Here is a 24548-nt window from a genome sequence, read left to right as displayed (position 1 = left end):
AAGGTGGCCTCGGCAGCGAGGCCGCCTTTTTCATTTACCGCTGAGATCGTCGATCAGCGTCGCCATTGCCTGGCGGGCATCTTCGGCATTGCCCTGATGAATGGCCCGAATGACGCGGACATGTAGTGTGATCGAGCGGTCCATACCCTCGGGCGTCGCGCTGGAATACCACAGCCGGCGGGAATGGGTTTGCACCGGACCAAGAGCCGCCATGATGAAGCCGTTCGGACAGGCGGCTTCGAGGATTTCATCGAAAGCCTTGTCGGCTGCAAAGAAACCCGGCAGATCGCCCGTCGCGGCGCAGTCGGTCATCAGGCGCGCGCATTCGAGCAATTGGTTCCGCTGTTCCTGGTCGGCGTGCGTCGCAACCAGTGCCGCCGCGATCGGCTCGAGTTCGCGCCGGACCTCCATGACGTGCCGAAGGTCCTCCGGCCGGATGTCGGCAATCTGAAGCCCCACGCGGGGGCGTACATGGATCAGTCCTTGCCATGCCAGTTTCTGGATCGCCTCGCGCACCGGCGTGCGGCCATGGCCGGACAGCTCGATAAGCTGCTTTTCCGTCACCAGCGCACCGGGTTTCAGCGCCAGCGTGACGATCCGATATTCCAAGGCGAGATAGGCGAGGTGGCTTTGTGAATTTTGCATCCCTGGCCGAACCCGATGTCCATGCTGATATATCAAATCTTGGCATGCCCCATGGGAGGTGACAAGCCATGCTGATCGTATCAGGGAAAGAACGGTATCGGCGCCTTCGCCTTGGTTCCGCTAATGCAGGGGCGGCTCAGTGCCGCTCCTGCTTTTGGGTTGCCTCAATGGCCGATGGCGGAGGCGAAGCTCGGCGGTCTGCGTTTGGCTTCCATCAGCAAATCGAGTTCCGTCGATGACGGGCCGAACTTCTCGAACAGGCGCTTGGCCTCTTGGTCGTCGAGGCGATATTTACGCGCGAATTCGGCGATGCTGTAGGGGCGACCGCGCACCACTTTGCGACTCGGCGTCCGATTGGCGCTTTGCGTCATGCTTCCGACCTCCTCTTTGATTCCCTTTCGGTATCTAGCGCTCGGGGCGCGATTGGAAAGGGTTCGAGCGGCAAGGGGTGTCGTCGGAGCAGCAAAAAGGGAAGACGATTTCCCGTCTTCCCTTTCGTTTTCATTCAGATGGGCCTTCGCCCGGGGCATATCTATCGCCTGATCAGTCTGCCGACGAAAATCAGGATGCAGGCGCCAATAAAGCCGGTGATCAGATAGTTGACCAAGGCATTGAACGGCAGCGCAAGGCCCACGAGCCCGAACAGCCAACTGGCGACGATCGCGCCCACAATGCCGAGGATGATGTTCATGAGTATGCCGGTATCGCTTTTCATGATCATTTCAGCGAACCAGCCGGCAAGGCCACCGATGATAATTGCTGCAATCCAACCGACTTCCATAAGGTCCTCCTGAGACTCGGTGGGTTGTTCACAAGTGCTGATATACACCAAAAGCGATTCGAGCCGCAAACAATTGCGCTTGGGGTGGCGAGCGCGATTCCCGCTACCTTGATGATCGATGGACACCACCTGGCTGGCCGAGCTTTCTCGGATCGAAGTCGGCAAGCCAATTCGGAGATATCCAAAGTTCTCCTTTCAGGCCGAATGCCCTGGTTTTCCGGCTCATTCGCCGGATTCGACCGCTCGAACCGGCGGAAAAACATTCTGCGCCGTGGCAACGGCGATTTTATGGGTTGACCACAATAGGGCGTCTGCATATGTTCCGCGCACTTCCAGCCGGGGCGCCAATCGCCCGCGGAGAGGGAGAGCGTAGCTCAGCTGGTAGAGCAACTGACTTTTAATCAGTAGGTCATGGGTTCGAGCCCCATCGCTCTCACCAAAAACTCTGATAGAAATGGCCCGTCATGTCGTTGATCTGCCTGGGTCCAGCGCGCAGCACGGATATCCGTATAATTCGGTAATTGGATATTGGTCGTGTCCTCTAGGGCGCTTGCCATCTTCCTTTGAGGCCGATTGTTCGGGTGATCGGCAGGCCGCAAACGCTCGAAAATCTTGCCAAAGCGAAAACCGGCGGATCTTGCGATCCGCCGGAAGCTGTTTGCGAATGGTTCATTCGCGATGGGCAGGGCGATTGGAAATGGCCGTAGCCTCGCCGTGGTCTATTTAGACCTTGCCGCCATTCTTCTTGCACTGGCTTCTGAACTTGGAGCGTTCCTTACCATGCAGACCCTTGGCATCGGCCTGCGCGGAACAGGCCTTGGAAACTTCCGATTGCACCGGCTTCATCGCCTTTTGCTTGGTCGTCGTTCCCGCTGAATTGGTTGTGGTTGCCGGCGCCGTGGTCGTCGCGGATGGCGTGGTCGTGGTTGTTGACGGCGTAGTGGCCGTCTGCGCCATTGCGCCGGTGCCGATGAGAGCGACGATCGCCGCGGCGGTGAACGTTCTGACAAATCGCATGGTCATTTCCTCCGTTGATGCATCTGGAAAAATGCATGGCCCCCCGGCAAAGCGGAACTTGGAGCATCACCCAGGCAAAAGCAAGGCACATCCATCTCGGCTTTTTATGTCATCAGCCAGGGCAACGTCACGGCCGGAGCATCGATGGCAAGGCCGATTCCGTCCTGATACGAAATGGGAAAAACGCGCCATGCGGGCCTCGTTATGGAGCGATTGCTCGAATCCGCCCGCCTTGACGGCATTTTTAATTTAACTATGCATTAACCATAATCTTCGGAAATATCCGTATCCGGTCAAATCCGAACGCAAATTCGACAACATGCAATCATGATTAAAGTACCGTTAGGTGATTGAGGCGTAGCAGGTAGACGGTATGGGGATATGCCGTTGCATGCCTCGGCCTTGGTAAATAGTTGAGTGGCGTGGGACAGATGAAGTTCGATAATCGTGCGGTGACATACGCAACGGCTATGCGTTGGGTTGCTCTCTCTGTGATGTGCGCCACCGTTACGGCCTGCGGGACAACGCAGAAGGTTGCGACGAAACGTCAGCACGGCAAGGAATATTTTTCCGAAAAAGAATATGGCGTGAAGGCCAGCCCGCGCGTGGTCGCCAATGGGCCTGTTCCCAAGGGCGGCGGGCGTTTCCTGGTCGGCAATCCCTATCAGGTCAAGGGCAAGTGGTATTATCCCAAGGAAGACTACGCCTATAACAAAATCGGTATCGCCTCCTGGTACGGTTCGGCCTTCCATGGCCGGCTAACGGCCAATGGCGAGGTCTATGACCAGCAGGCGCTCACCGCCGCGCATCCGACCTTCCCGCTGCCGAGCTATGCGCGCGTCACCAATGTTGAAACCGGCTCTTCCATCATCGTGCGCGTCAACGATCGCGGACCGTATCATCCGGGCCGCATCATCGACCTTTCCAACAAGACGGCGCAGATGCTCGACCTGCAGCACAGCGGCACCGGCGACGTGCGCGTGCAATATGTCGGTCGTGCCCGCATGGACGGTCATGACGAGCCCTATCTGATGGCATCCTACGTCCCCAAGGGGTCGCGCCTGCCGAGCATCAATCCCGGCGGCCAGATCGCGACGGGTGTGATGGTTGCCTCGAATGGCGGAATGACCGCCGATCAATTGCCTGACTCGGACAGCTATGCCCGCAGGAACCGTCCGCAACGCAGCAGCTTCGAGGCTACACCGGCACTCGCGCCGACGCCGAAGCCGTCGCCTTACTCGGCCACCGCCTTTGCCGGCTCCACACCGACGGCTCCCGGCGGCGCCAAGCGCAACAATCCGCCGCCGATGACGTGGAACGGTGGCGCCATGCCATCAGCCGATCCCGTCGAGCCGACGCTCGTCGTTCTGCCGTTGATCGGGCCGGTTCCATACGAGCGCCCCGATTTCGCGCCGGGCATGGCAAGCCTTGCCACGCCGTCGCTGGCTTCCACGGTCGCGGCCTATCAGGATGCTCCAGTCAAGACCGTCTATGTCAATCTCGCTTTCGATGCGGTCATGGTCCGCAATGACGGGTTGACGCAAGAGTCGATCCTCTCCGCATATCGTCGCCAGCATCAGGACCGGACGCAAGTCGATTGATCGGCGCGATAGCCTGAAACTTCACCCCGGCGGATGAGATCGGGGTCGGTCGTATTGGGGAGCCGGCATGCTAGGGCGCTTTTTTTTCGCGTTTTTCCTCCTTGTCGGGGCAGAGGCTTCGACCGCATCCGCGCAACAGGCACAATCGCCCGCCTTCGATACCAAGGCCACGCAGGCTTTCATGGTGGAAGCGTCCACCGGCACGATTCTGCTTGCCAAGAATGCCGATCAGCCGATGTCTCCGGCGTCGCTCGCCAAGCTGATGACGCTGGACGTCGTCTTCGATGCGCTCAAGCGGGGAGAGATTTCCCCCGACACCGACTATCCCGTCTCCGAATATGCCTGGCGAACGGGCGGGGCGCCGTCACGCGCCTCGACCATGTTCGCGGCGCTTAAATCGCGCGTGCGCGTCGGTGATCTGGTGCAGGGGATAGCGGTACAGCAGGCCAACGACGCCTGCATCGTCATTGCCGAGGGGATGTCGATCAATGAAAAGGAGTTCGCAAGGCGCATGACGGCGCGTGCGCGTGAGATCGGCATGCGGCGAGCGGTCTTCACCAACTCCACCGGCCTGCCGGAACCGGACGATCCGACCGGCGGCAGCAAGGTCTCCGCGCGGGAACTGGTGACACTGGCGCAGGATCTGCAGCAGAATCACACGGATTTCTATCCCTATTTCGCCCAGGCGGATTTCACCTGGAACAAGATCTTCCAGCGCAATCGCAATCCGCTGCTGCCGCTGAACATCGGTGTCGATGGGCTTGGCATTGGTTTTGCGGAGGGCGAGGGCTATTCGATCGTCACCTCCATCCAGCGCGACGGCAAGCGGCTTTTCCTGGCGCTGGGCGGCCTGAAAACCGACAAGGAACGCACGGAGGAAACCCGCCGCGTGCTGGAATGGGGTCTCGGCAATTTCAAGAGCCAGCGTATCTTCGCCGATGGGGAAGTGATCGGCAATGCCAGCGTCTATGGCGGCGCGCAATCGACTGTCGGGCTTTTGGCCAAGGTGCCGGTCGATGTCTACATTCCCGCCGACAATCCCGATCGCCTCTCAGCCCGCATCGTTTATCGCTGGCCGCTGGTGGCGCCGGTGGAAGCCGGCTACGAAGCGGGAACGCTCCGTGTCTTCGCCGGCCCCCGGCTGCTGCGCGAACTGCCGCTTTACACCAAGGAGCCGGTCGCACAGGGAACGCTCGGCCGGCGTGCTTTCGATGCCTTGAAGGAGCTGACGGAAACGCTGCTGTTCTCCTGGCTCTGGGACGCGCCGACGCCGGGTTGAGCGCCTGCCACCTCGCGAAATCCTTGTTCACAGCCTATATAGAATGTCCGGCCTCGATGTTTACGTGGTTTCGTCCACGTACGTCTTGGGTTAAACAGGGCACACGCCACGCTGCGCATCGCTGGGGCGTTACACAAGTGCAGGACATGATCATTGGCTGATGCAAACGGACTGTTCGTGAGCTTCGAGGGCGGGGAAGGGGCCGGCAAATCGACCCAGATTCGCCGGTTGGCCGAACGGTTGCGCGGGCTCGGTCACGAGGTTCTGGTCACGCGCGAGCCAGGCGGCTCTCCGGGGGCGGAAGCGGTGCGGCATGTGCTGCTGTCGGGCGCCGCCGAGATGTTCGGCACGCGCATGGAAGCCATTCTGTTCGCCGCGGCGCGCAACGATCACGTCGAAGAGGTCATTCGCCCGGCATTGGCGCGCGGCACTATCGTGCTCTGCGACCGCTTCATGGATTCTTCGCGCGTCTATCAGGGCGTCACGGGCAATCTCGAGCCTGATTTCATCGAGGCCCTGCAACGGGTGGCCGTCAATGGCGTCGTGCCCGACTGCACGCTGATCCTCGATATTCCCGCCGAAAAGGGCCTGGAGCGTGCACGCAAGCGCGCCTCGGCCGATGCCGCGCCGGATCGCTTCGAGAAAGAGGAATTGCAGACCCACGAGAAGCGCCGCGAGGCCTTTCTCGATATCGCTGCCCGTGACCCCGATCGTTGCCATGTCATCGATGCGCAGCGTAAGGAGGATGCCATCGCCGATGAGATAGCGTCGATCGTCGAGAGGCGATTGGAAGCGGCGGACCATATGGCTGCCGTCAGACCGGAAGTGGCGCAATGAGCGAAGACCGGCCCGGCATTCTCGACGGCGCGATCCCGCCGCAGGACAATACCCGTCTTTTCGGTCACGAAGAGGCCGAGGCGTTTCTGGCGCAGTCCTATCGCTCCGGCAAGGGCCACCACGCCGTGCTGATCGAAGGGCCGGAGGGTATCGGCAAGGCGACGCTCGCCTTCCGCTTCGCCAACCATGTGCTCTCTCATCCCGATCCGGCGACAGCGCCGGAGGTGATCGCCGATCCCGATCCGGCCTCGGCCATCAGCCGCCAGATTTCCGGCGGCGCCTCGCACAATCTGCTGCATCTCGCCCGTCCCGTCGACGACAAGACCGGCAAGGTGAAATCGGCGATCACCGTCGATGAGGTGCGCCGCGCCGGCAAATTCTTCTCGCAGACCTCCGGCACTGGCAACTGGCGCGTCGTCATCATCGATCCGGCCGACGATCTCAACCGCAATGCCGCCAACGCCATATTGAAGATACTTGAGGAGCCGCCGAAGCGCGCATTGTTCCTCGTGCTGTCGCATGCGCCGGGCAAGCTGCTGCCGACCATCCGCTCGCGCTGCCTGCCGCTGAAGCTGGCGCCGCTCGGCGACGACGCCTTGGGCAAGGCACTGGCCAATCTCGGACTGTCGGCAGGGCAGGGCAGCGAGCTGTTCGCATCGGCCAAGGGCAGCGTCAGCGAGGCGTTGAAACTCCTGAATTACGGCGGGGGCGAGATCGTTGCGGCCTATGAGCAGGTGATTTCGGCGGAAGGTCCAGCGGCACGTCGGGCGATGCACCGGCTTGCCGATGCCCTGTCGGCCAAGGAGAGCGATACGATCTTCGGCTTCTTCGTGTCCCATATCGGCGACGACATCATGGCCCGGGCGAGGGCGGCCGCGCTGGACGGGCGTCTCGTGGTGGCGGAGAAGCTCTCCCGGCTCTATTCCGATGTCACGGAGCGGCTCAACATATCGCAAGCCTACAATCTCGATCGCAAGCAGACGATCATCACCGTGCTTGGCGATCTGAAACAGCAGCTTTCGCTTTAGAGCAGCTTCAGGAAAAGTGCTGCGCTTTTTGCCCGGAATTGCGTAAAAACAATAGGACAGAGCGATTCCGTGAAACGCTGAACCGTTCTAGGAAAAGATCAGCTTCCAGGCGACGATCGTCAGCGTGACGGCGAGCACGATGCGGATCAGTCGTTCATGCAGGCGCGGTGCCAGCAGGCTGCCGGCGACGATGCCGGGAATGGAGCCGATCAAGAGCGCGATGAGCATGGACCAGTTGATCTCGCCGATGAACCAGTAGCCCATGCCGCCGATCAAGGTCAGCGGCACGGCATGGACGATATCGGAGCCGACGATCTCGCGGACGTTGAGATTCGGATAGAGCACCAGGAGCACAGTGACGCCGAGTGCGCCGGCGCCGACGGAGGTCATGGTTACCAGCGTGCCGAGTACCAGGCCGAGAACCAGGGTCAGGATCGCGATGGTGCGCGGCGCCAGCATTGCGTGTTCGCCGCGCCATTGCCGCATGCCGCGTAGTATATGGCCGCGAAAGAGCAGCATCAGCGCCGTCAGGATCAGCAGGCATCCGAGCGAGAGGGTGATCGCATGCGCGACCGCCGGGCTTTCCCGATTGACACCAGCCATGAACCACAGCATGGCGAGTGCGGCCGGCACGCTGCCCGAGGCAAGCAGGCCCACCACTTTCCAATTCACGCGCCCATGCATGCCGTGCACGGCCGTTCCCGCGGTCTTGGTGATGGCGGCGTAAAGAAGATCGGTGCCGACCGCGGTAGCCGGATGCACGCCGAACAGCAGCACAAGCAGCGGCGTCATCAAAGAGCCGCCGCCAACACCGGTGATGCCGACCAGCATGCCGACAAAAAAGCCGGAGAAGGAATAGAGGGGCTGGAATACAGCAGGAAAACTCAAAGCCGCCGCCCTTTCAAGGCATGGGACCGGCTGTTAAAACTGGAATCCGAACTCACGATGATTTCTGTCCCGCGCTTTGATTTTTGCGAAGGCGTAAAGCCGGGAGCGGGGCAAGTCAAGCGAACGGCCCCGGCTAAGGAATACCGCAGTTGCGAAACTTGGTGTTTCGCTCCCAGCAAACATGCGCTAAAGCGTGCGGGTGCAAGAATAACAACGATGAAACCGTAAAGCGGACCATTGCCTGATATGACCGATAAGACCCCGTTCTACATCACCACCGCGATCGCCTATCCCAACGGCAAGCCGCATATCGGCCATGCCTATGAGCTGATCGCCACCGATGCGCTTGCGCGCTACCAGCGGCTGGACGGGCGCGACGTCTTCTTCCTGACGGGCACGGACGAACATGGCCAGAAGATGCAGCAGACGGCGCGTGCCGAGGGCCTGACGCCGCAGGAGCTCGCCAAGCGCAATTCTGACGAATTCCAGGCGATGGGCAAGCTGCTCAATGCCTCCAACGACGATTTCATCCGCACCACGCAGGAGCGGCATCATGAGACGTCGCGCAACATCTGGAACCTGATGGCCGACGCCGGCGACATCTACAAGGATTCCTACGCCGGCTGGTACTCGGTGCGTGACGAAGCCTATTACCAGGAAAACGAAACCGAGCTGCGCGCCGACGGCGTGCGCTACGGGCCGCAGGGCACGCCGGTCGAATGGGTGCAGGAAGAAAGCTATTTCTTCAAGCTCTCCGAATACCAGGATCGCCTGTTGAAGCTCTATGAAGAGAACCCGGACTTCATCGGACCAGCCGAGCGCCGCAACGAGGTGATCTCCTTCGTGAAGTCGGGCCTCAAGGATCTGTCGATCTCGCGCACCACCTTCGATTGGGGCATCAAGGTGCCGAACGATCCCTCGCACGTCATGTATGTCTGGGTCGATGCCTTGACGAACTACATCACAGCGACCGGCTATATCGAGGACCGCAACAATCCGCGGGCGAAATACTGGCCGGCCGACCTGCATATCATCGGCAAGGACATCATCCGCTTCCACGCCGTCTATTGGCCCGCCTTCCTGATGTCGGCGAAGCTGCCGCTGCCGAAGCGGGTCTATGCCCATGGCTTCCTGCTCAACAAGGGCGAGAAGATGTCGAAGTCGCTCGGCAACGTCGTCGATCCGGTCAATCTCGTGAACCATTTTGGCCTCGACCAGGTGCGTTATTTCTTCCTGCGCGAAGTCTCCTTCGGCCAGGACGGCAGCTATAGCGAAGAGGCGATCGGCACGCGCATCAATTCCGATCTCGCCAACGGCATCGGCAATCTCGCCAGCCGCTCGCTGTCGATGATCGTCAAGAATTGCGATGGCCAGATTCCGGAATGCGGCGAGCTCACCGATGAGGACAAGGCGCTGCTGGCGCAGGCCGACGCATTGCTGGCGTCGACCCGCGAGGATATGGGCAAGCAGCTCATTCATCGCGCGCTTGCCTCGATCATCGCCGTCGTCTCCGAGACCGACCGCTATTTCGCCGGCCAGGAGCCTTGGGCGCTGAAGAAAACCGATCCGGCCCGCATGGCGACCGTGCTCTACGTCACCGCCGACGTCGTGCGCCAGATCGGCATTCTCCTGCAGCCCTTCATGCCGGAATCCTCGGCCAAGCTGTTGGACCTGATCGCCATTCCCGCCGACAAGCGCGATTTCGCCGCACTCGGCGAGGCCGGGCGCCTCGTCTCCGGCACACCGCTGGAAGCGCCGAAGCCGGTCTTCCCGCGCTATGTGGCGCCGACGGTCGAATAAGGTTTGGCCATGCTGATCGACACGCATTGTCATCTGGATTTCGCCGATTTCGAAGAGGAGCGCGACGCGATCGTCGCGCGCGCGCACGAGGTCGGTGTCAAGCAGATGGTCACGATCTCGACCAAGGTTCGCAAGCTCGACGGATTGCTCGCGCTCACCGAGCGCTATCCGTCGGTTTTCTGCTCGGTCGGCACGCATCCGAACAGCGCCGACCAGGAGCTGGACATCCAGACCGAGGATCTCGTGCGACTGGCCAATCAGCACGAGAAGATCGTTGCGATCGGCGAGGCGGGGCTCGACTATTTCTATGACACGGTGAAGCCGGAAGACCAGAAGACCGGTTTCCTGCGCCACATTGCGGCGGCCCGCGAAACGCAGCTGCCGCTGGTTATCCATAGCCGCAGCGCCGACGAGGACATGGCGGCGATCCTGACGGAGGAAACGGGGAAGGGGGCTTTCCCCTTCATCCTGCATTGCTTCTCCGCCGGTCCGGCCCTCGCCCGTACCGGCGTCGAGCTCGGCGGCTACATCTCCTTTTCCGGCATTCTGACCTTCCCGAAATCCGAGGAGCTGCGCGAGATCGCCAAGACGATCCCGCACGACCGGCTGCTGGTCGAGACCGACGCACCGTATCTTGCGCCGAAGCGCTGGCGCGGCAAGCGCAACGAGCCGTCCTATGTCGTCAACACCGCCGAAGTGCTCGGCGAGACGATCGGCGTCAGGCCGGAGGAAATTACCGAGATCACCACGGCGAACGCCTTCCGCTGCTTCTCCAAGATGACAAGGGTCTGACGGCGTGAGCTATCGGCGGCGCTTCACCATATTGGGTTGCTCGTCGTCGCCGGGCGTGCCGCGCATTACGGGCGATTGGGGCGCCTGCGACCCGAAGAACCCGAAAAACCGCCGCACGCGTGCTTCCTTCCTGATCGAGCAGATCGCGCCGGATGGTGGCATCACCACGGTGGTCGTCGATACCGGGCCGGATTTTCGCGAACAGATGATCCGCGCCGGCGTCGGCTCGGTCGATGCCGTGCTCTACACGCATGCGCATGCCGATCATATTCACGGCATCGACGACCTGCGCGGCTTCTTCCACAATTCGCATGAGCGCATTCCGATTTATGCCGACCAGCCGACCATGGACCGGATTCGCGAGGGTTTCCGCTACTGCCTGGAAACGCCGCCGGGCAGCAATTATCCGCCGATCGTCCGGCCGATCATCATCGAGAGCCTCGAGCGGAGTTTCACGGTCGCAGGGCCGGGCGGCACGATCACCATCTGGCCGCACAAGCAGCAGCATGGCGATATCCATTCCCTCGGCTTCCGCATCGGGGGGCTCGCTTATTGCAGCGATATCAGTGACTTCCCGGTGGAATCTGTCGAGAAAGTTCAAAATCTCGACATTCTGATCATCGATGCCTTGCAATATCGGCCGCATCCAAGCCATCTTTCGCTGGAGCAATCGCTCGCCTGGATCGAACGGCTTCAGCCCAAGCATGCGATCCTGACGCATATGCATACGCCGCTCGACTACGAGACCGTGCTTGCGGAAACGCCCGACAATGTCGAACCGGCCTACGACCAGATGCGCATAGAACTCGATGTGAAGGATGACGATCTATGAGCGAAGACAGCAAGAAGCTTTCGAGCCTGGAGCGCGTCGAGCTCGCGGCTCGCGATCTCGGCCTCGATATCTCCATCAAGCGGATGGAGCAGTCGACACGCACCGCCGAGGAAGCCGCAAAAGCGGCCGGATGCGCCGTTGGCCAGATCGTCAAATCGCTCGTCTTCGTCAACGCGGAAACCAATAGCCTGACGCTGCTTCTCGTATCCGGTGCCCATAATGCGGACACGGCTCACATTTCAACGACTTACGGAATTCGCCTGAAGCGCGCCGACATCGACCGTGTCCGTGACGAAACCGGCTTCGCCATCGGCGGCGTCGGTCCGATCGGCCATCGCGTAAACCTGCCGGTTTTCATCGACGAAAGCCTGCTGTCCTATGATCAGGTCTGGTGCGCCGCTGGACGCCCGGACAGCATTTTTGCCTGCGATCCGAAGATATTGGCCGAGAAGATCGGGGCGAAAGTGATACGGGTGAAACCGAGCTGATATCGGTTTTAGTTCCATAATCTATCTTATCTGACTTTTGTATGGCCGCTGGGTGGGTTCAGGAAATGAGCGTTTCGCCTCCCTTTCTCGGCTTTCCTGATCAGCTTGCCGATGGTCGCTTGCCTGATGTGGTGATCTTCGGAGCCGGTCACGGCAGCACCTATCCCGGCAAGGACAGCAGCGGCCATGCTTCGGCCGCCGACGCCATCCGTGCCGCGAGCCAGGAGGATGCCGGGCTCGTCGGGCACTGGGATTTCGATCTTGGCGGCCCGCTGTTCGCTGGCAAGCCGATTGTCGCTATCGATGCCGGCGATGTTGAGACCATCCTGTATGACAATGCCGGAAACCGGGCGCGGATCGAGGCTAAGACGCGCGAGGTCCTGGGATTGCCGGCTGTGCCGATCCTGATCGGTGGCGATTGTTCCGTGACCATTCCTTTCCTTGCCGGTTTTGCCGGTCACGAACCGGTCTGGGTCCTGCAGATCGACGCTCATATCGATTGGCGCGACGGCGCGACGAAGTGCATGGCGAGCGTTACGGCTATTCAAGCCCAATGCGCCGGGCGAGCGAGATGCCGCATGTCGCGGGCATGGTGCAGGTCGGCCTGCGTAGTGTCGGCAGCGCCCGCCTCGCCGACATCGAAGCGGCGCAGCTCTACGGCAGCCGCTTCGTGACCGCCCGCGAGATTCACGCTCAGGGCATGGATGCCGCTCTCCGGCATATTCCCGAGGGTGCGCGGGTCGTCGTCACCCTTGACTGTGACAGTCTCGATCCCGGTATCATGCCCGGCGTTGCGGCGCGCACACCCGGCGGCCTCACCTATACGCAGGTGATCGAGCTGATCGCCGGCCTCGGCCGACGCGCCAAGATCGCAGGTGTCGATCTTGTCGAGCTCTATCCTCCCGCAGATATTGATGGCCTGTCGGCTTTGACCGCGGCGCGCCTGGTCGTCAATATGATCGGCGCCGTCGTCCGGCAGGATTGAAACGGCAACAGTCCATCCGCCTTTCACAGTGAGTTTGGAGGTTGGAGCGCCACGGATTTCCCTACCCTTTTCAACTTATTCGTGCTGTTTGCTCCCCTTCCTCAAAGTTCCCCTTGACGTTGCATAAGGACCGGATAAAGCTAAATTAGCAATATCTTTATTGAGGGGTATCGCATGCGGGGGCATCCACTCGTCGAGGCGACGAACGACGGTCTTTCTCCAGGACTGCCGGTACGCCGCGTGGAAATCTGGCTCATCAAGGCGACGCGCTATGATGATGATGGTTATCCGATCCGCTGGATACGCTCGGCCATCCCCTCGAATTCACTGGCTTGTGTCTGGGCGCTGGTCAACGACGCGGTATCGCGCGAGGTTTTCGGTCCGGGGATCGATGTCGAGGTGCACGCCATCGACGAGACCAATACGCGGGTCGATATTCCCGCCATCCTGAAGAGCCATCGCACCGAGGGAACGCGCGCCATCGTGATGCTGGTGGGCGTGCAGACCAATCAGTATCCGCGAGCCATGGACATCGCCCGGCCGTTGCGCCAGGCGGGTGTACCGGTCTGCATCGGCGGCTTCCATGTGTCCGGCTGCGTCGCCATGCTTGGTGAAAATGCCGAGGAACTGACGCTCGCGCGGGAGCTCGGTGTCAGCCAGTTTGCCGGCGAGGCCGAACCGGATCGCCTCGATATCGTGCTGCGCGACGCCCTGGCCGGCACGCTGAAGCCGCTTTACAATTATCTGAAGAGCGAGCCCGTCTTGCCGGGATCGCCGGTGCCCCTGCTCCCAGGTCCGATCGTACGGCGCTCCTTCACGCATTGGTCGAGCTTCGACCTCGGACGCGGCTGTCCGTTCGAATGCTCCTTCTGCACCATCATCAACGTGCAGGGCCGCCACAGCCGCTTCCGCACGGCGGACGAGCTGGAGACCATCATCCGGCTGAATGCGGCGGCGGGTGTCAACAAGTTCTTCGTCACCGACGACAACTTCGCCCGCAACCGCAATTGGGAGGCCTATTGCGATCGCCTGATCGAGCTGCGCGAGCGCGAGGGACTGGACGTGCGGCTGCTGATCCAGGTCGATACCATGGCGCATCGTATCCCGGGCTTCATCGACAAGGTGGTGCGGGCCGGGGTCCGTCTGATCTTCATCGGCTTGGAAAATATCAATCCCGACAATCTGGAGGCCGCCAAGAAGCGTCAGAACCGCATCGAGGAATATCGCGAAATGGTGCTGGCATGGAAGCGGCATCCGGTGGTGATAAGCTGCGGCTACATCATCGGTTTCCCCGCCGATACCCGCGAATCCATCCTGCGTGATGTCGATCTGATCAAGCGGGAATTGGCAATCGACGTGCTCTATTTCAATATCCTCACGCCCCTGCCCGGCAGCGAGGATCACAAGCGTATGAAGGATGCCGGCGTCTGGATGGACCCGGACTTCAACAAATACGATCTCAATCACCGCGTTACGCATCACCCGCGCATGAGCGATGCCGAACTCGATGCCGTCTTCCATGAGGCCAGCCGGCGCTATTACGATTTCGAGCACATGGAGCGTGTGTTCAAGCGCCGGGTGCAGCTCAAGAACGGCATGCGGCTGACGACGCTGTATAATCTCATCGCCTACCGCGAGGGCCCACGCCGCGAGGGTGTCGCCTTCGCCGAATTCGGGCTCGGCCGCATCATGGACCGTCATGAGCGGCGCTATGGCATGCCGCTCGAAAATCCGCTCCGCTTCTATACCCGCTATGCCTGGCGTTTCGGGCGCACCATCGCCGCCTATGGCTACACCTATATCCGGCTGCGCCTGAGCGTCGCCAAGGCCTGGCGCGCCTGGGGCCGGCAGGATCTCTTCCCCTATGCCGACCAAGCCATCGCCGATGTCGACCTGCGCAATGATCCTCTGGTGCAGGAGACCGCCGCGCGCAGCACGCCCTATGCGAAACGCCGTCAGGAAAATCGGCTGAAGGCCCATTTCGGCGAAGCTTCATACGCCGATCATGGTCAGAGCACGGAGATCGCCGGTCCCTGAGCGCGCCCCTTATGGGATAGCGTTGCCGGTATCCTGCGTCATGACGGGTATTCTAGCTCCAATACCAGGATTTGCCGAGCTCGCGCTTTGCCTCGGCTTGGGTCACGCCGATATCGCGAAGCTGGTCATCGGATAAATCCGCGAGATTTCGCCGCGTCTGCCGCACCTGCCAATAGGTCGCAAATGTCGCCAGCACTCGCCGTGGAAGGCTCGCCATCCGGATCTCATTCCATCCGAACGTCGCTATCAGCGTTTTCTCTGTATCGGTCGTCACTGCTTTTCCTCTTGATCCGCCCCGCGCCGCAAGGCCCGCCATCCGTCGGCATCGCCAGGGGTTTGCGTCTCTCGGCTGCATGGAAGAATGCGCTGGAATTTACCGCGAAGGAAGATTATTGGAATAATGCAATCCATAAGGAATTCTTTTGTGTTGAACCTCGATCAGCTCTCCGCCTTCGTCAGCGTCATCGATCTCGGCAGCTTCACCGCCGCCGCCGACAAGGCGGGACTGACGCAGCCCGCCATCAGCCTGCAGGTGAAGCTTCTCGAACAGCGGCTTGGCGTTCGGCTGATCGAGCGCGTGGGGCGCCGCGCGCAACCTTCTCCGGCTGGCGTCGAACTGTTGCTTCATGCGCGCCGTATCCTGGAGGATTGTTCGGCGGTACATGAGGCGATGATGCCTTACCGCGAAGGGTCTGTCGGACGCGTCCGGATCGGCAGCGGCGGCACCGCCTCCATTCATCTCCTGCCCCGCGCCATCGCTGCCGTGAAGAAACGCATGCCCGGCCTGGAAATCATTGTCCGGATCGGCAACACCGAGGATATCCTTCGCGATCTGGAGGCGAATGCGCTGGATCTCGCGGTCGTCGTCCTGCCCGCCGCCGGGCGCTCGCTCGAAGTCGAGCCGTTTTACGAGGATGAGCTTCTTGCCGTGGCACCCAAGGGCAGCCACATGCCGAAGGATGGGCCGGGGACGGATTTCCTGAAGGACAAGACCTTCCTGCTTTACGAGGGCGGCAACACCCGACGTGCGATCGACGAATGGTTTGCTTCCGACGGAATCCGTTTGAAGCCGGCGATGGAGTTCGGCAGCGTCGAGGCGGTCAAGGAACTGGTGGCGGCCGGCCTCGGTTGGTCACTGTTGCCGGGCTTGGCCCTGCAGCGCGATCGGAGCGATCATCTCGAGACCTCGCCTGTCAAGCCAAGGCTGACGCGTCAGCTTGGAATGGTGCTGCGCCGCGACAAGCACCTGACAAGGGGGCTGCGCGAAGTCATCAATTGCCTGCGTGAATTTCGGAGCTGATTCCGCTCTCCGCAAGTGCGGTGTTGCAGCCTCTCCCATCGAACACGGAATCTAACGTCGCGGTGGTACTTGTGACCAAATGACGCTTGAATGATCCATCGGAATCGGCAAAATTCGTCCTACCAATATTTCCCCCTGCGATCCGAACCCGATTTCGGGCCCGCCTCGTTCAAACAATGCCTGGATAAGAACGTGAGTAGCGCTTCTTTAAGAAGCGCCACGAAGCCTTTGGTTTCGTTGGCGCATGTCAATGCGATTGGCTGGGGGAAAGGTCTTTCCACCATCGCGCGGATCACCCATATGACGCTCCGTCATCCCTGGCAAACCAGCGTCGCGATAGGTGCCACTTTCGTAGCTGCAACGTTACAGTTGATGATCCCACGCCTGCTCGGTCGCGCCGTCGACCAGACGCAAACGGTGGTTGCCGGCGGTGCCGCCGGCCAGATCGCCGAAAGTGCCTTGATGACGACCGCCCTGCTCCTGCTCGTCGTCAGTATGACGCGCGGCCTCTTCACCATGGTGCAGAACTATTACAGCGAAGCCGTCGGCCACCATATCGGCTACGAGCTGCGGCTCGCCTGTTATGAGAAGATCCAGCAGCTTTCCTTCAGCTTCCACGACAAGGTTCATTCCGGCGATCTGATCACCGTCGGCCTGCTCGATCTCGAAGGCGTGCGCATGTATTTCTCGACGGCGCTGGTGCGCATGGTGCTGCTCACCATTCTGATTGGCGTCGGAGCCTATATGCTGCTGTCGACGGATGTCACGCTCGGCCTCCTGGCGCTCAGCTTCGTGCCCTTCGTCGCCTGGCGCTCGTCGGTAACGCAACTGAGGCTGCGTGCCACCTGGCTCGATCTGCAGGAGCGCCTATCGGTGCTCACCCGCGTGATGGAGGAGAATCTCGGCGGCATCCGTGTCGTGCGTGCCTTCGCCGCACAGGCGCACGAGCTGATGAAGTTCGACAAGGCATCGCACAATGCGCTCGCGCTTGCCCATCGGCGCGTCGGCATTCGTGTCGTCAACACCAGCGCCATGAATTTCTCGTTCTTCGCCGCCATGGGGCTGGTGCTCTGGATCGGCGGCACCAAGGTCATCGCGGGCGAGATCAGCGTCGGCACCCTCGCCTCGTTCCTGACCTTCATGACGATCCTGCAGATGCCGGTGCGCCAGCTCGGGCTGATGGTGAACGCTTTCGCGCGCGCTTCGACTTGCGGTTCGCGCCTGTTCGCGCTTCTCGATCTCGACATCGCCATCAAGGATGCGCCCGACGCGAAGCCGCTCGAGGTGACCGAGGGCGTGCTGCGCTTCGAGAATGTCGGTTTCGCTTATCCCGGATTGGAAGAGCGTCCGGTGCTCCGCAACGTCAGCTTCGAGGCGCGGCGCGGCGAGACGATTGGTATCGTCGGACCGCCCGGCAGCGGAAAATCCACCATCGCGCACCTGATCCCGCGTTTCTACGAGGCGACCTCCGGCCGCATCACCATCGATGGTCAGGATATCGCCAAGGCGACGCTGCAGTCGCTGCGGCAGACGGTTGCCGTCGTGCAGCAGGATTCCTTTCTGTTCACGACGAGCATCGAGAACAATATCGCCTATGGCGACCCCTGGGCGAAGGAAGGCCGTATCGAGCGCGCGGCCGAATCCGCTCAGCTCCACAACTATATCCTCGGCCTGCCGGCCGGTTACACCACCGTCGTCGGCGAGCGCGGCGTGTCGCTGTCCGGCGGCCAGCGCCAGCGCCTGACGATTGCCCGGACGTTGATGCTGAAGCCGGCGGTGATGGTGTTCGACGATTCCACCGCCGCGATCGACGCGGCGACCGAACAGCGTATCCGCAGCGGCATGAAGCGTTTTGCCCGCGATCGTGTGACCCTCATCGTCGCGCATCGATTGAGCTCGCTGATGCACGCCGACCAGATCCTGTTCATCGAGGATGGCGAGATCGTCGAACGCGGAACCCATGAGCAGCTTCTGGCTGCCGGTGGACGATACAAGGCGCTCTACGATCTTCAGGTCCGCCCCGATGACGACGTTGCGACAGCCTCCGACGGCCGGGTCGAAAAGCGGAAGAAGGAGGCGTGACCATGTCGGAGACCATCGAAACCGAGCGCAACGACGTGCGCGAGGATGGACGCCGCCCTCCCCGTGCCGTGGTCGGCTCGCATCGCGTCGAGGAGGAGATTTTCGGCAAGGTCTTCGACAGCCGGATTATCCGGCGCATCTGGGCCTTCGTCAGTCCCTATCGCCGTCAGGTCTATATCTCCGTCGTCGCCGTGCTGCTGTTCACCGCGTCGCAGATCGTCATTCCGCTCGTCATCCGCTATGCGATCGACCATGCGATGATGCCGGGCGCGGTCAATCATTCGGCATTATGGATGGCCCTGGCGATCTTCACGGCCGCGATCCTCATCAATTATGCCGCCAGCTATGTGCAGGAGACCTTCGTCGGCCAGGTGGCGGAAGAGGTGCTCTTCGATATCCGCCGGGCGATGTTTGCGCATCTGCAGCGCGTTTCGCTTTCCTTCATGGACAAGACCGAGGCGGGGCGCCTGATGTCGCGCCTGCAGGGCGATGTTAACTCCATGCAGGAATTCCTTGAAACTTCAGTGCTTTCCGTTGGCGACATCGCCCTGCTCTTCGGTATCGTCGTCGTGATGTTGTCGCTCGATTTCCGGCTTGGCCTGCTGACGCTGTCGGTCATGCCGATCCTGTTCATCGTCCGGCTGTTCTGGCTGCCGAAGGCGCGTACCGCCTTCATGAATGCGCATGAAACCAATTCCATCACCAGCGGCGCGCTGGCCGAAGCGATCCATGGCGTGCGCGCCGTCCAGGGCATGCACCGGCAGCGCGTCAACTTCAATCTCTTCGACGACAAGGCCCACACGAACCTGAAGGCGCATCTGACCGCGGCCCGATATGCACAGGTGATGGTGCCGATCGTCGATACGCTGACGGGCATGGCCATGGCCATCGTCATCATCGTCGGCGGTTCGATGGTGCTGAACCACAGGCTCGATGTCGGCGTCATGGTCGCCTTCCTGTTCTACATCCAGCGCTTCTTCGACCCTATCCGCTCGCTGACCATGCAATATTCGGTCATGCAGCGCGCCATGGCGTCCGGCCAGAGGCTGACGGAGGTGCTCGACGTGCCGATCGACATCCAGGACGCGCCGGATGCCAAGGTGCTGTCGCCGGACATGGACGGCTCGGTGGAGTTCCGCGACGTCGTCTTCGGCTATGACCCAAAGTACCCTGTACTCAAGAACGTCAGCTTCAGGGTCAATCCCGGCGAGACCGTGGCGCTGGTCGGCCCCACGGGTTCGGGCAAGTCGAGCTCCATGGCGTTGATCCATCGCTTCTACGATGTGCAGCAAGGCCAGGTGCTGGTCGGCGGCCATGATGTGCGTTCCCTCACCCAGGATTCGCTTGGCCGGCAGATCGCCATGGTCTTGCAGGAGCCGTTTCTTTTCACCGGAACGGTGCTGGAGAACATCCGCTACAACAAGGCCGAGGCGACGCGCGAGGAGATCGTCGAGGCCGCCAAGGCTGTCGGCGCGCATGAGTTCATCATGCGGCTGACGGATGGCTACGATACCGTGCTCGGTGAACGCGGCGGCGGCCTGTCGCTCGGGCAGCGTCAGCTCGTCTCCTTTGCCCGCGCCCTCGTCGCCGATGCCAAGATCCTTGTGCTCGACGAAGCCACGGCCAATATCGACAGCTATACGGAAATGCTGATCCAGAAGGCGTTGGTGAAGCTGCTGGAGGGCCGCACCGGCCTGGTGATCGCCCACCGTCTCGCCACCATCCGCGAGGCCGACCGCATCATCGTGCTGCAGAACGGCCAATTGATCGAAAGCGGCAATCACAACGCGCTGATGGCCAACGGCAAGCTTTATTCGAAGCTCTATAACCTCAACTATGCCTCCTTCGACGATATTCCGGAGGAAGAAGTTACGGCGACGACACCGGCGGAATCGCGGACGTAAGCCGGAATCGTGTCATCCGCCCTCGTGTTTCGAGGCTCCCCCTTTTCGGTAAACTCAGCGTGCTTCCCTGCCTCATACTGAGGTGCCTCGACGCAAAGCGGCAAGGCCTCGAAGCATTGAGGCGGCTCTCGCCTGGCGGTCTACTTTTGTAACTTGCATGATGATAGTTACTCGTGCTATCCGCTTCCGCCATGCAGAGAACCAGCTTCAGTTCCTTCAAATGTCCCGCTGCCCGTGCCCTTGAAAGCGTTGGCGACTGGTGGAGCATTCTGATCCTGCGCGATGCCCTTCAGGGACTGACGCGGTTCGATGAATTCCAGAAAAACCTTGGGGTCGCGCCGAATATATTGACCCGCCGGCTGAAACATCTGACCGAGGAAGGTCTGTTCGAGCGCCGTCTCTATAGCGAACGGCCACCACGCTACGAATATGTGCTGACCGCAAAGGGTCGCGACTTCTTCCCCGTTCTGATGGCTCTCTTCACCTGGGGCAATCGGCATCTGCCGGCTGAAGACATCGCCATGCGGCTTGCCGATGCGACGACCGGCGAAGATCGCGATCCCCTTCTGATCGATCGCGTCACCGGTCGCGCCTTTCATCCGGAGGACACGATGCTCGTGCCGGGGCCTGCCGCTGACGAGGCCGTCCATGAGCGGATAGAGCAGATGAAATCGTGGTTTCTGGGTTTTGATGCCTGAGCGAATAGGAGCAAGGAATATGGATCGTATCGTCGTGACCGGCATGGGCTTGGTTTCACCCCTCGGTGTTGGTGTGGACGCGGCCTGGAAGCGGCTGATCGAAGGCCGCTCGGGCCTGCGGCGGCTCCCCGAGGCGATGGTCGGCGAACTTGCCGCCAAGGTTGGCGGCATGGTGCCGAGCCTCGAGGAAGATGGCGAAGCCGGCTTCGATGCCGACCGCTATGTGCCGATCAAGGATCAGAAGAAGATGGATCGCTTCATTCTCTTCGCCATGGCCGCCGCCGAGGAAGCGATCGGTCAAGCTGGTTGGCGGCCGACCGATCTATCCGCTCTCGAGCGCACCGCCACGGTGATCGCTTCCGGCATCGGCGGTTTTCCGGCGATCGCCGACGCCGTGCGCACGGCCGAGACTCGCGGTGTGCGGCGCCTGTCGCCCTTCACTGTGCCCTCCTTCCTCGTCAATCTGGCGGCCGGCCAGGTCAGCATCCGCTATGGCTACAAGGGACCGATCGGTGCGCCGGTCACCGCTTGCGCCGCCAGTGTCCAGGCGATCGGCGATGCGGCACGGCTCATTCGCGCCGGCGAGGCCGATGTCGCGATCTGTGGCGGCGCGGAAGCCTGCATCGACAAGGTCAGCCTCGGCGGTTTTGCTGCGGCTCGCGCCCTTTCCACTGGTTTCAGCAATCGACCCGAGGAAGCCTCCCGCCCCTTCGATGCCGAACGCGATGGTTTCGTCATGGGTGAAGGTGCCGGCATGCTGGTGATCGAGAGGCTGGAACACGCGCTGGCCCGCGGCGCCACGCCTCTTGCCGAACTCGTTGGATATGGCACGGCCGCCGATGCCTATCACATGACCGCCGGTCCCGAGGATGGCGACGGCGCGCGCCGGGCGATGCTGGCAGCTCTATCGCAAGCCCGCATTTCACCGGCTGAAGTCAAGCATCTGAACGCGCACGCCACATCGACGCCGGTCGGCGACCGCGGCGAGATGGAGGCGATCAAGACGGTCTTCGGCCGCAACGGCGGCATTGCCGTCAGCGGTACGAAAGCCGCGACCGGCCATCTTCTCGGCGCGGCCGGCGGTCTCGAAGCGGTCTTTACCATCATGGCGCTGCGCGACCAGATCGCGCCTCCGACCCGCAATCTGCGGCAAGCCGATGCGGCGGCCGAAGGCATCGATATCGTCGGCCCGACTGCCCGGCCGATGGCGATGGACTATGCCATTTCCAACGGCTTCGGCTTTGGCGGCGTGAATGCCAGCGCCTTGTTCCGCCGCTGGCAATAAGAACAGCAGCCTCGTTGCGGCTCGGCACGATGGTCGCAGCGAGGCAGGCAGCTTCTAAGAAAACGGGAAACGCGTTATCCTCCGGCTCATATTTGCCGGAGATCGCCTATGCGCGCTTTGTTCCTTGCCCTCGTCCTGGGTCTAGCCCAAGCAACGGCGGCGTGCGCGCAAGATCCGGTCGAGGCGGCGCAGAGCCTGATAGAAGGGCAGATAGAGGCCTTTCTGCACGATGACGCCGCGACGGCCTATTCCTTCGCGGCTCCGGGCATCAAGGCGCTTTTTCCGGACAAGGACAGCTTTCTGGCCATGGTGAAGAAGAGCTATCGGCCGGTCTACCGCCCCGGCAATTATGCCTTCGGCAAAGGCCGCGCCATCGACAATGGCGCTGTCGTCTACCAGGAGGTTTTGATCACCGGCCGCGACGACAAGGATTGGACGGCGATCTATCAGATCACGCGCCAGCCGGACGGCGGCTACAAGATCGGCAGTGTGCAGATTTTGCCGAATGCCATGAGTGAGGGGATTTGACCTGCGACGCCGCATTCGGATCAAAGGGCGGCGCGTCTGTCTTGCATACGAGACGCGCCGCGAAAAAAGCCTGATCCGATCGCGTTAGCCTCGAATTCTGGCCGAAATTCCGGAGCTCGGTGCGCTCTCCAAATCGGGGCGTGGCTGCGGAATGACCACGGTGGAAATCGGCGCCGGATTGCTGATGCTGTTCATGTCGGCGGCTGGCGTCGAAATCAGCATCGGAGCCGGTGTCGGGATGGGAACCGAGGTCGGAACGGGAACCGGAGTCGGAATTGCGGTTGTTGCTGCCGGCATCATCGCGGCAGGCGGGGAAACCGGCGTGAAAGCGACGACGGATGACGGCTGCTGCGGCAATTGTCGCGTTTCCGGGAATACGAACGGCGATTGCGTCGCCGACATGCCTTGCATCGGCACGTAGTTCATCGCCACTTCATAGGCCGGAAGCGGCGCCGGCGTTTGCAGCTCGCCATCACGGCCGCGCTTCTCATAGAAAGCGTTTCCTCCGGCCACGGCGACATAATGCATGTTGTTGTAAGGGAATTTCAGCCCGTCCGTGTGGAAGAACATCGCATCCTTCACGCGCGGATGCCGTTCTCCCCGCAGGATCGCATTTGCCGCCGTATCCAATTCCGGCTCGGCCTCGGGGCGAACCACTCTTGTCATGACGCCGGGCGCGAATTGCCGCTCCTGTGCGACCACGCCACAGATCGATTCAGGATAGGCCCCGGACGTCAGCCGGTTCATGACGACAGTTCCAACCGCCATATAGCCATCATTGTCCGAATGCTCGGACTCGAAATACATGGCCCGCTTCAGACAGTCGCGATCCTTGGCGGTATAGTTGTACGTCACTTTCGTCGGCTTGATGGACTTGGCGGAGCTATGGGTGGCTGCCGCTGATGATGTCACTGTTTCGGTCGTGCAGCTCGTGGCCGCCAATCCGACAAACAGCAACCCGGAAAGACAGGTCCCCAATCTATATTGCGCCCTCAACGGCAGGTGCCTCCTATTGGATTAGAACAGCCCTTATCGATTAAGAGAAAGCGTTGTAGCCGAAATCCACAGGAATTCCAAACCCAACGCGATCAAATTAGCCAATGAAGCTTATCATCGGTGGACAGACCGTTTATTGCGATTCGCTATTTTTCCAAATGCTTTCTCATGCCGGCGCCATTCCAGGCGGCGCCATGGCTTCGCGAAAAGCCTCAAGGACACCGCCTGAATATACTTCATTCATCATATGAGCATTGCGACATAACTCATTATAGACGTTAGGCTATTTATCCTATCTTCTGGTTCCGGACGCCAGCCGACCTCGATCAGAATTCGTCCCGGCGCAAAACAATAAAAAAGCCAGCCTCCCCGTACCGCCGACGGCGGTTGCCGGATCTCGCAGCCGGCCGATTTGGCACGCTCGAATTGCGCATCCACAGCCTCGCGCGACGGCAGCATGAAACCGATATGATAGGTGTTGCGGCCGACCGACACCGAATCGGCCCCGCCGAACTTTTCGATCGGCTGGCTGATGACCAGTTCGAGACCGGCATCGTCGCGCAGGATGGCGAGACCGTTTGCGCCGCGCGTCTCGACCTCGATAAGGCCGAAGGCGGCAACGAGAACATCCCGCGTCGCGGCGACATCGGGAACATGTAAATCCAGGTGGTTCAGTCGCATGACAGCTCCAGAGGGTTTTCCCGCGGAGACATGTCGGTCGAAACGGCCACGCCAACGCAGGAGC

Annotated in this window: 23 protein-coding genes, 1 tRNA gene and 1 pseudogene; 17 read left to right on the top strand and 8 right to left on the bottom strand. The window is 61.1% G+C overall.

The window, feature by feature from the left end; translation table 11 throughout:
- Window positions 1-30 precede the first annotated feature (30 nt).
- The 3 genes from FHX11_RS04280 to FHX11_RS04270 all read right to left on the bottom strand — a co-directional run bounded on the left by FHX11_RS04280 (window position 31) and on the right by FHX11_RS04270 (window position 1426).
- Window positions 31-645: a GntR family transcriptional regulator gene (locus tag FHX11_RS04280; RefSeq protein ID WP_184355374.1), complete on the bottom strand. Its 615-nt coding sequence runs from the start codon at window positions 643-645 to the stop codon at window positions 31-33.
- 164 nt (window positions 646-809) lie between these two features.
- The gene (locus tag FHX11_RS04275; protein ID WP_184355372.1) at window positions 810-1016 is read right to left on the bottom strand and encodes a hypothetical protein; all 207 of its coding nucleotides are present in this window, start codon (window positions 1014-1016) and stop codon (window positions 810-812) included.
- Between the two features lie 161 nt (window positions 1017-1177).
- Window positions 1178-1426 carry a GlsB/YeaQ/YmgE family stress response membrane protein gene (locus tag FHX11_RS04270; RefSeq protein ID WP_184355370.1) on the bottom strand — a complete coding sequence of 83 codons (249 nt, stop codon included), beginning with the start codon at window positions 1424-1426 and terminating at the stop codon, window positions 1178-1180.
- Window positions 1427-1789: 363 nt separating this feature from the next.
- Between FHX11_RS04270 and FHX11_RS04265 the strand changes: the two genes are divergently transcribed.
- Window positions 1790-1865 (top strand) — tRNA-Lys (locus tag FHX11_RS04265).
- Window positions 1866-2149: 284 nt separating this feature from the next.
- Here the strand turns inward: FHX11_RS04265 and FHX11_RS04260 are convergent.
- Complete coding sequence (locus tag FHX11_RS04260) at window positions 2150-2443, bottom strand: PsiF family protein (RefSeq protein ID WP_184355368.1); 294 nt, start codon at window positions 2441-2443, stop codon at window positions 2150-2152.
- 431 nt (window positions 2444-2874) lie between these two features.
- On the opposite strand from FHX11_RS04260, the gene FHX11_RS04255 reads away from it, so the two are divergent.
- The 4 genes from FHX11_RS04255 to FHX11_RS04240 all read left to right on the top strand — a co-directional run bounded on the left by FHX11_RS04255 (window position 2875) and on the right by FHX11_RS04240 (window position 7188).
- A complete protein-coding gene (locus FHX11_RS04255) occupies window positions 2875-4044 on the top strand; it encodes a septal ring lytic transglycosylase RlpA family protein (RefSeq protein ID WP_184355366.1) in 1170 nt (389 codons plus the stop codon).
- 67 nt (window positions 4045-4111) lie between these two features.
- A complete protein-coding gene (locus FHX11_RS04250) occupies window positions 4112-5323 on the top strand; it encodes a D-alanyl-D-alanine carboxypeptidase family protein (protein WP_184355364.1) in 1212 nt (403 codons plus the stop codon).
- A 153-nt stretch (window positions 5324-5476) separates the two neighbouring features.
- Entirely contained in the window at window positions 5477-6160 is a 684-nt protein-coding gene (gene tmk, locus FHX11_RS04245; protein ID WP_184355362.1) for a dTMP kinase, read from the top strand.
- Window positions 6157-7188, top strand: a complete 1032-nt coding sequence (locus FHX11_RS04240) for a DNA polymerase III subunit delta' (protein WP_184355360.1) — start codon at window positions 6157-6159, stop codon at window positions 7186-7188. The genes tmk and FHX11_RS04240 overlap by 4 nt, the downstream gene beginning before the upstream one ends.
- A gap of 87 nt (window positions 7189-7275) precedes the next feature.
- Here FHX11_RS04240 and FHX11_RS04235 read toward each other — a convergent pair whose 3' ends face one another.
- On the bottom strand, window positions 7276-8076 hold the full coding sequence (locus tag FHX11_RS04235; protein WP_184355358.1) for a sulfite exporter TauE/SafE family protein: 801 nt from the start codon (window positions 8074-8076) through the stop codon (window positions 7276-7278).
- 246 nt (window positions 8077-8322) lie between these two features.
- On the opposite strand from FHX11_RS04235, the gene metG reads away from it, so the two are divergent.
- The 6 genes and pseudogenes from metG (at window position 8323) to FHX11_RS04205 (ending at window position 15010) form a co-directional block, all read left to right on the top strand.
- Window positions 8323-9876 carry a methionine--tRNA ligase gene (gene metG / locus FHX11_RS04230; protein ID WP_184355356.1) on the top strand — a complete coding sequence of 518 codons (1554 nt, stop codon included), beginning with the start codon at window positions 8323-8325 and terminating at the stop codon, window positions 9874-9876.
- A gap of 9 nt (window positions 9877-9885) precedes the next feature.
- Window positions 9886-10668 (top strand): TatD family hydrolase, encoded by a 783-nt coding sequence (locus FHX11_RS04225; RefSeq protein ID WP_184355354.1) that lies wholly within the window; start codon window positions 9886-9888, stop codon window positions 10666-10668.
- A gap of 4 nt (window positions 10669-10672) precedes the next feature.
- Complete coding sequence (locus FHX11_RS04220; protein WP_184355352.1) at window positions 10673-11500, top strand: MBL fold metallo-hydrolase; 828 nt, start codon at window positions 10673-10675, stop codon at window positions 11498-11500.
- Window positions 11497-11988, top strand: coding sequence for a YbaK/EbsC family protein (locus FHX11_RS04215; protein WP_184355350.1), 492 nt, complete (start codon window positions 11497-11499; stop codon window positions 11986-11988). The genes FHX11_RS04220 and FHX11_RS04215 overlap by 4 nt, the downstream gene beginning before the upstream one ends.
- A gap of 65 nt (window positions 11989-12053) precedes the next feature.
- Window positions 12054-12973 (top strand): annotated as a pseudogene (locus FHX11_RS04210) (agmatinase).
- Window positions 12974-13147: 174 nt separating this feature from the next.
- On the top strand, window positions 13148-15010 hold the full coding sequence (locus tag FHX11_RS04205) for a radical SAM protein (RefSeq protein WP_184355348.1): 1863 nt from the start codon (window positions 13148-13150) through the stop codon (window positions 15008-15010).
- Window positions 15011-15062: 52 nt separating this feature from the next.
- Here the strand turns inward: FHX11_RS04205 and FHX11_RS04200 are convergent, their stop codons facing one another.
- Window positions 15063-15326 carry a DUF1127 domain-containing protein gene (locus FHX11_RS04200; RefSeq protein WP_184355346.1) on the bottom strand — a complete coding sequence of 88 codons (264 nt, stop codon included), beginning with the start codon at window positions 15324-15326 and terminating at the stop codon, window positions 15063-15065.
- Window positions 15327-15434: 108 nt separating this feature from the next.
- On the opposite strand from FHX11_RS04200, the gene FHX11_RS04195 reads away from it, so the two are divergent.
- From FHX11_RS04195 to FHX11_RS04170, 6 genes are all read left to right on the top strand, one after another.
- Window positions 15435-16310 carry a LysR family transcriptional regulator gene (locus tag FHX11_RS04195; RefSeq protein WP_184355344.1) on the top strand — a complete coding sequence of 292 codons (876 nt, stop codon included), beginning with the start codon at window positions 15435-15437 and terminating at the stop codon, window positions 16308-16310.
- 192 nt (window positions 16311-16502) lie between these two features.
- Window positions 16503-18392, top strand: coding sequence for an ABC transporter ATP-binding protein (locus tag FHX11_RS04190; RefSeq protein WP_184355342.1), 1890 nt, complete (start codon window positions 16503-16505; stop codon window positions 18390-18392).
- Window positions 18393-18394: 2 nt separating this feature from the next.
- Complete coding sequence (locus FHX11_RS04185; RefSeq protein ID WP_184355340.1) at window positions 18395-20296, top strand: ABC transporter ATP-binding protein; 1902 nt, start codon at window positions 18395-18397, stop codon at window positions 20294-20296.
- A gap of 191 nt (window positions 20297-20487) precedes the next feature.
- The gene (locus FHX11_RS04180; protein WP_184355820.1) at window positions 20488-20994 is read left to right on the top strand and encodes a helix-turn-helix domain-containing protein; all 507 of its coding nucleotides are present in this window, start codon (window positions 20488-20490) and stop codon (window positions 20992-20994) included.
- 19 nt (window positions 20995-21013) lie between these two features.
- Complete coding sequence (gene fabF / locus FHX11_RS04175) at window positions 21014-22279, top strand: beta-ketoacyl-ACP synthase II (RefSeq protein WP_184355337.1); 1266 nt, start codon at window positions 21014-21016, stop codon at window positions 22277-22279.
- Window positions 22280-22387: 108 nt separating this feature from the next.
- Window positions 22388-22807 (top strand): DUF4864 domain-containing protein, encoded by a 420-nt coding sequence (locus FHX11_RS04170; protein WP_184355335.1) that lies wholly within the window; start codon window positions 22388-22390, stop codon window positions 22805-22807.
- A gap of 84 nt (window positions 22808-22891) precedes the next feature.
- Here FHX11_RS04170 and FHX11_RS04165 read toward each other — a convergent pair whose 3' ends face one another.
- Both FHX11_RS04165 and FHX11_RS04160 read right to left on the bottom strand, forming a co-directional pair.
- On the bottom strand, window positions 22892-23803 hold the full coding sequence (locus FHX11_RS04165) for a cell wall hydrolase (RefSeq protein WP_184355334.1): 912 nt from the start codon (window positions 23801-23803) through the stop codon (window positions 22892-22894).
- Window positions 23804-24046: 243 nt separating this feature from the next.
- Complete coding sequence (locus FHX11_RS04160; RefSeq protein ID WP_184355332.1) at window positions 24047-24484, bottom strand: VOC family protein; 438 nt, start codon at window positions 24482-24484, stop codon at window positions 24047-24049.
- Between the last annotated feature and the right edge of the window lie 64 nt (window positions 24485-24548).

Origin of the sequence: Rhizobium sp. BK602, from assembly GCF_014195095.1 — a bacterium.
Classification (GTDB): Bacteria; Pseudomonadota; Alphaproteobacteria; order Rhizobiales; family Rhizobiaceae; genus Rhizobium.
Note: the sequence above shows the minus strand (reverse complement) of the source record. Positions and strands in the feature narration are given on the sequence as shown.

What these genes read in the sequence shown, in the direction of transcription:
- FHX11_RS04180 (WP_184355820.1), top strand. Translation starts at nt 20,488, where the DNA reads ATGCAGAGAACCAGCTTCAGTTCCTTCAAATGTCCCGCTGCCCGTGCC.
- FHX11_RS04255 (WP_184355366.1), top strand. Translation starts at nt 2,875, where the DNA reads ATGAAGTTCGATAATCGTGCGGTGACATACGCAACGGCTATGCGTTGG.
- FHX11_RS04280 (WP_184355374.1), bottom strand. Translation starts at nt 645, where the DNA reads ATGCAAAATTCACAAAGCCACCTCGCCTATCTCGCCTTGGAATATCGG.
- FHX11_RS04200 (WP_184355346.1), bottom strand. Translation starts at nt 15,326, where the DNA reads ATGGCGGGCCTTGCGGCGCGGGGCGGATCAAGAGGAAAAGCAGTGACG.
- FHX11_RS04170 (WP_184355335.1), top strand. Translation starts at nt 22,388, where the DNA reads ATGCGCGCTTTGTTCCTTGCCCTCGTCCTGGGTCTAGCCCAAGCAACG.
- FHX11_RS04260 (WP_184355368.1), bottom strand. Translation starts at nt 2,443, where the DNA reads ATGCGATTTGTCAGAACGTTCACCGCCGCGGCGATCGTCGCTCTCATC.
- FHX11_RS04275 (WP_184355372.1), bottom strand. Translation starts at nt 1,016, where the DNA reads ATGACGCAAAGCGCCAATCGGACGCCGAGTCGCAAAGTGGTGCGCGGT.
- FHX11_RS04160 (WP_184355332.1), bottom strand. Translation starts at nt 24,484, where the DNA reads ATGCGACTGAACCACCTGGATTTACATGTTCCCGATGTCGCCGCGACG.
- FHX11_RS04270 (WP_184355370.1), bottom strand. Translation starts at nt 1,426, where the DNA reads ATGGAAGTCGGTTGGATTGCAGCAATTATCATCGGTGGCCTTGCCGGC.
- FHX11_RS04250 (WP_184355364.1), top strand. Translation starts at nt 4,112, where the DNA reads ATGCTAGGGCGCTTTTTTTTCGCGTTTTTCCTCCTTGTCGGGGCAGAG.
- metG (WP_184355356.1), top strand. Translation starts at nt 8,323, where the DNA reads ATGACCGATAAGACCCCGTTCTACATCACCACCGCGATCGCCTATCCC.
- FHX11_RS04215 (WP_184355350.1), top strand. Translation starts at nt 11,497, where the DNA reads ATGAGCGAAGACAGCAAGAAGCTTTCGAGCCTGGAGCGCGTCGAGCTC.
- FHX11_RS04225 (WP_184355354.1), top strand. Translation starts at nt 9,886, where the DNA reads ATGCTGATCGACACGCATTGTCATCTGGATTTCGCCGATTTCGAAGAG.
- FHX11_RS04240 (WP_184355360.1), top strand. Translation starts at nt 6,157, where the DNA reads ATGAGCGAAGACCGGCCCGGCATTCTCGACGGCGCGATCCCGCCGCAG.
- fabF (WP_184355337.1), top strand. Translation starts at nt 21,014, where the DNA reads ATGGATCGTATCGTCGTGACCGGCATGGGCTTGGTTTCACCCCTCGGT.
- FHX11_RS04205 (WP_184355348.1), top strand. Translation starts at nt 13,148, where the DNA reads ATGCGGGGGCATCCACTCGTCGAGGCGACGAACGACGGTCTTTCTCCA.
- FHX11_RS04185 (WP_184355340.1), top strand. Translation starts at nt 18,395, where the DNA reads ATGTCGGAGACCATCGAAACCGAGCGCAACGACGTGCGCGAGGATGGA.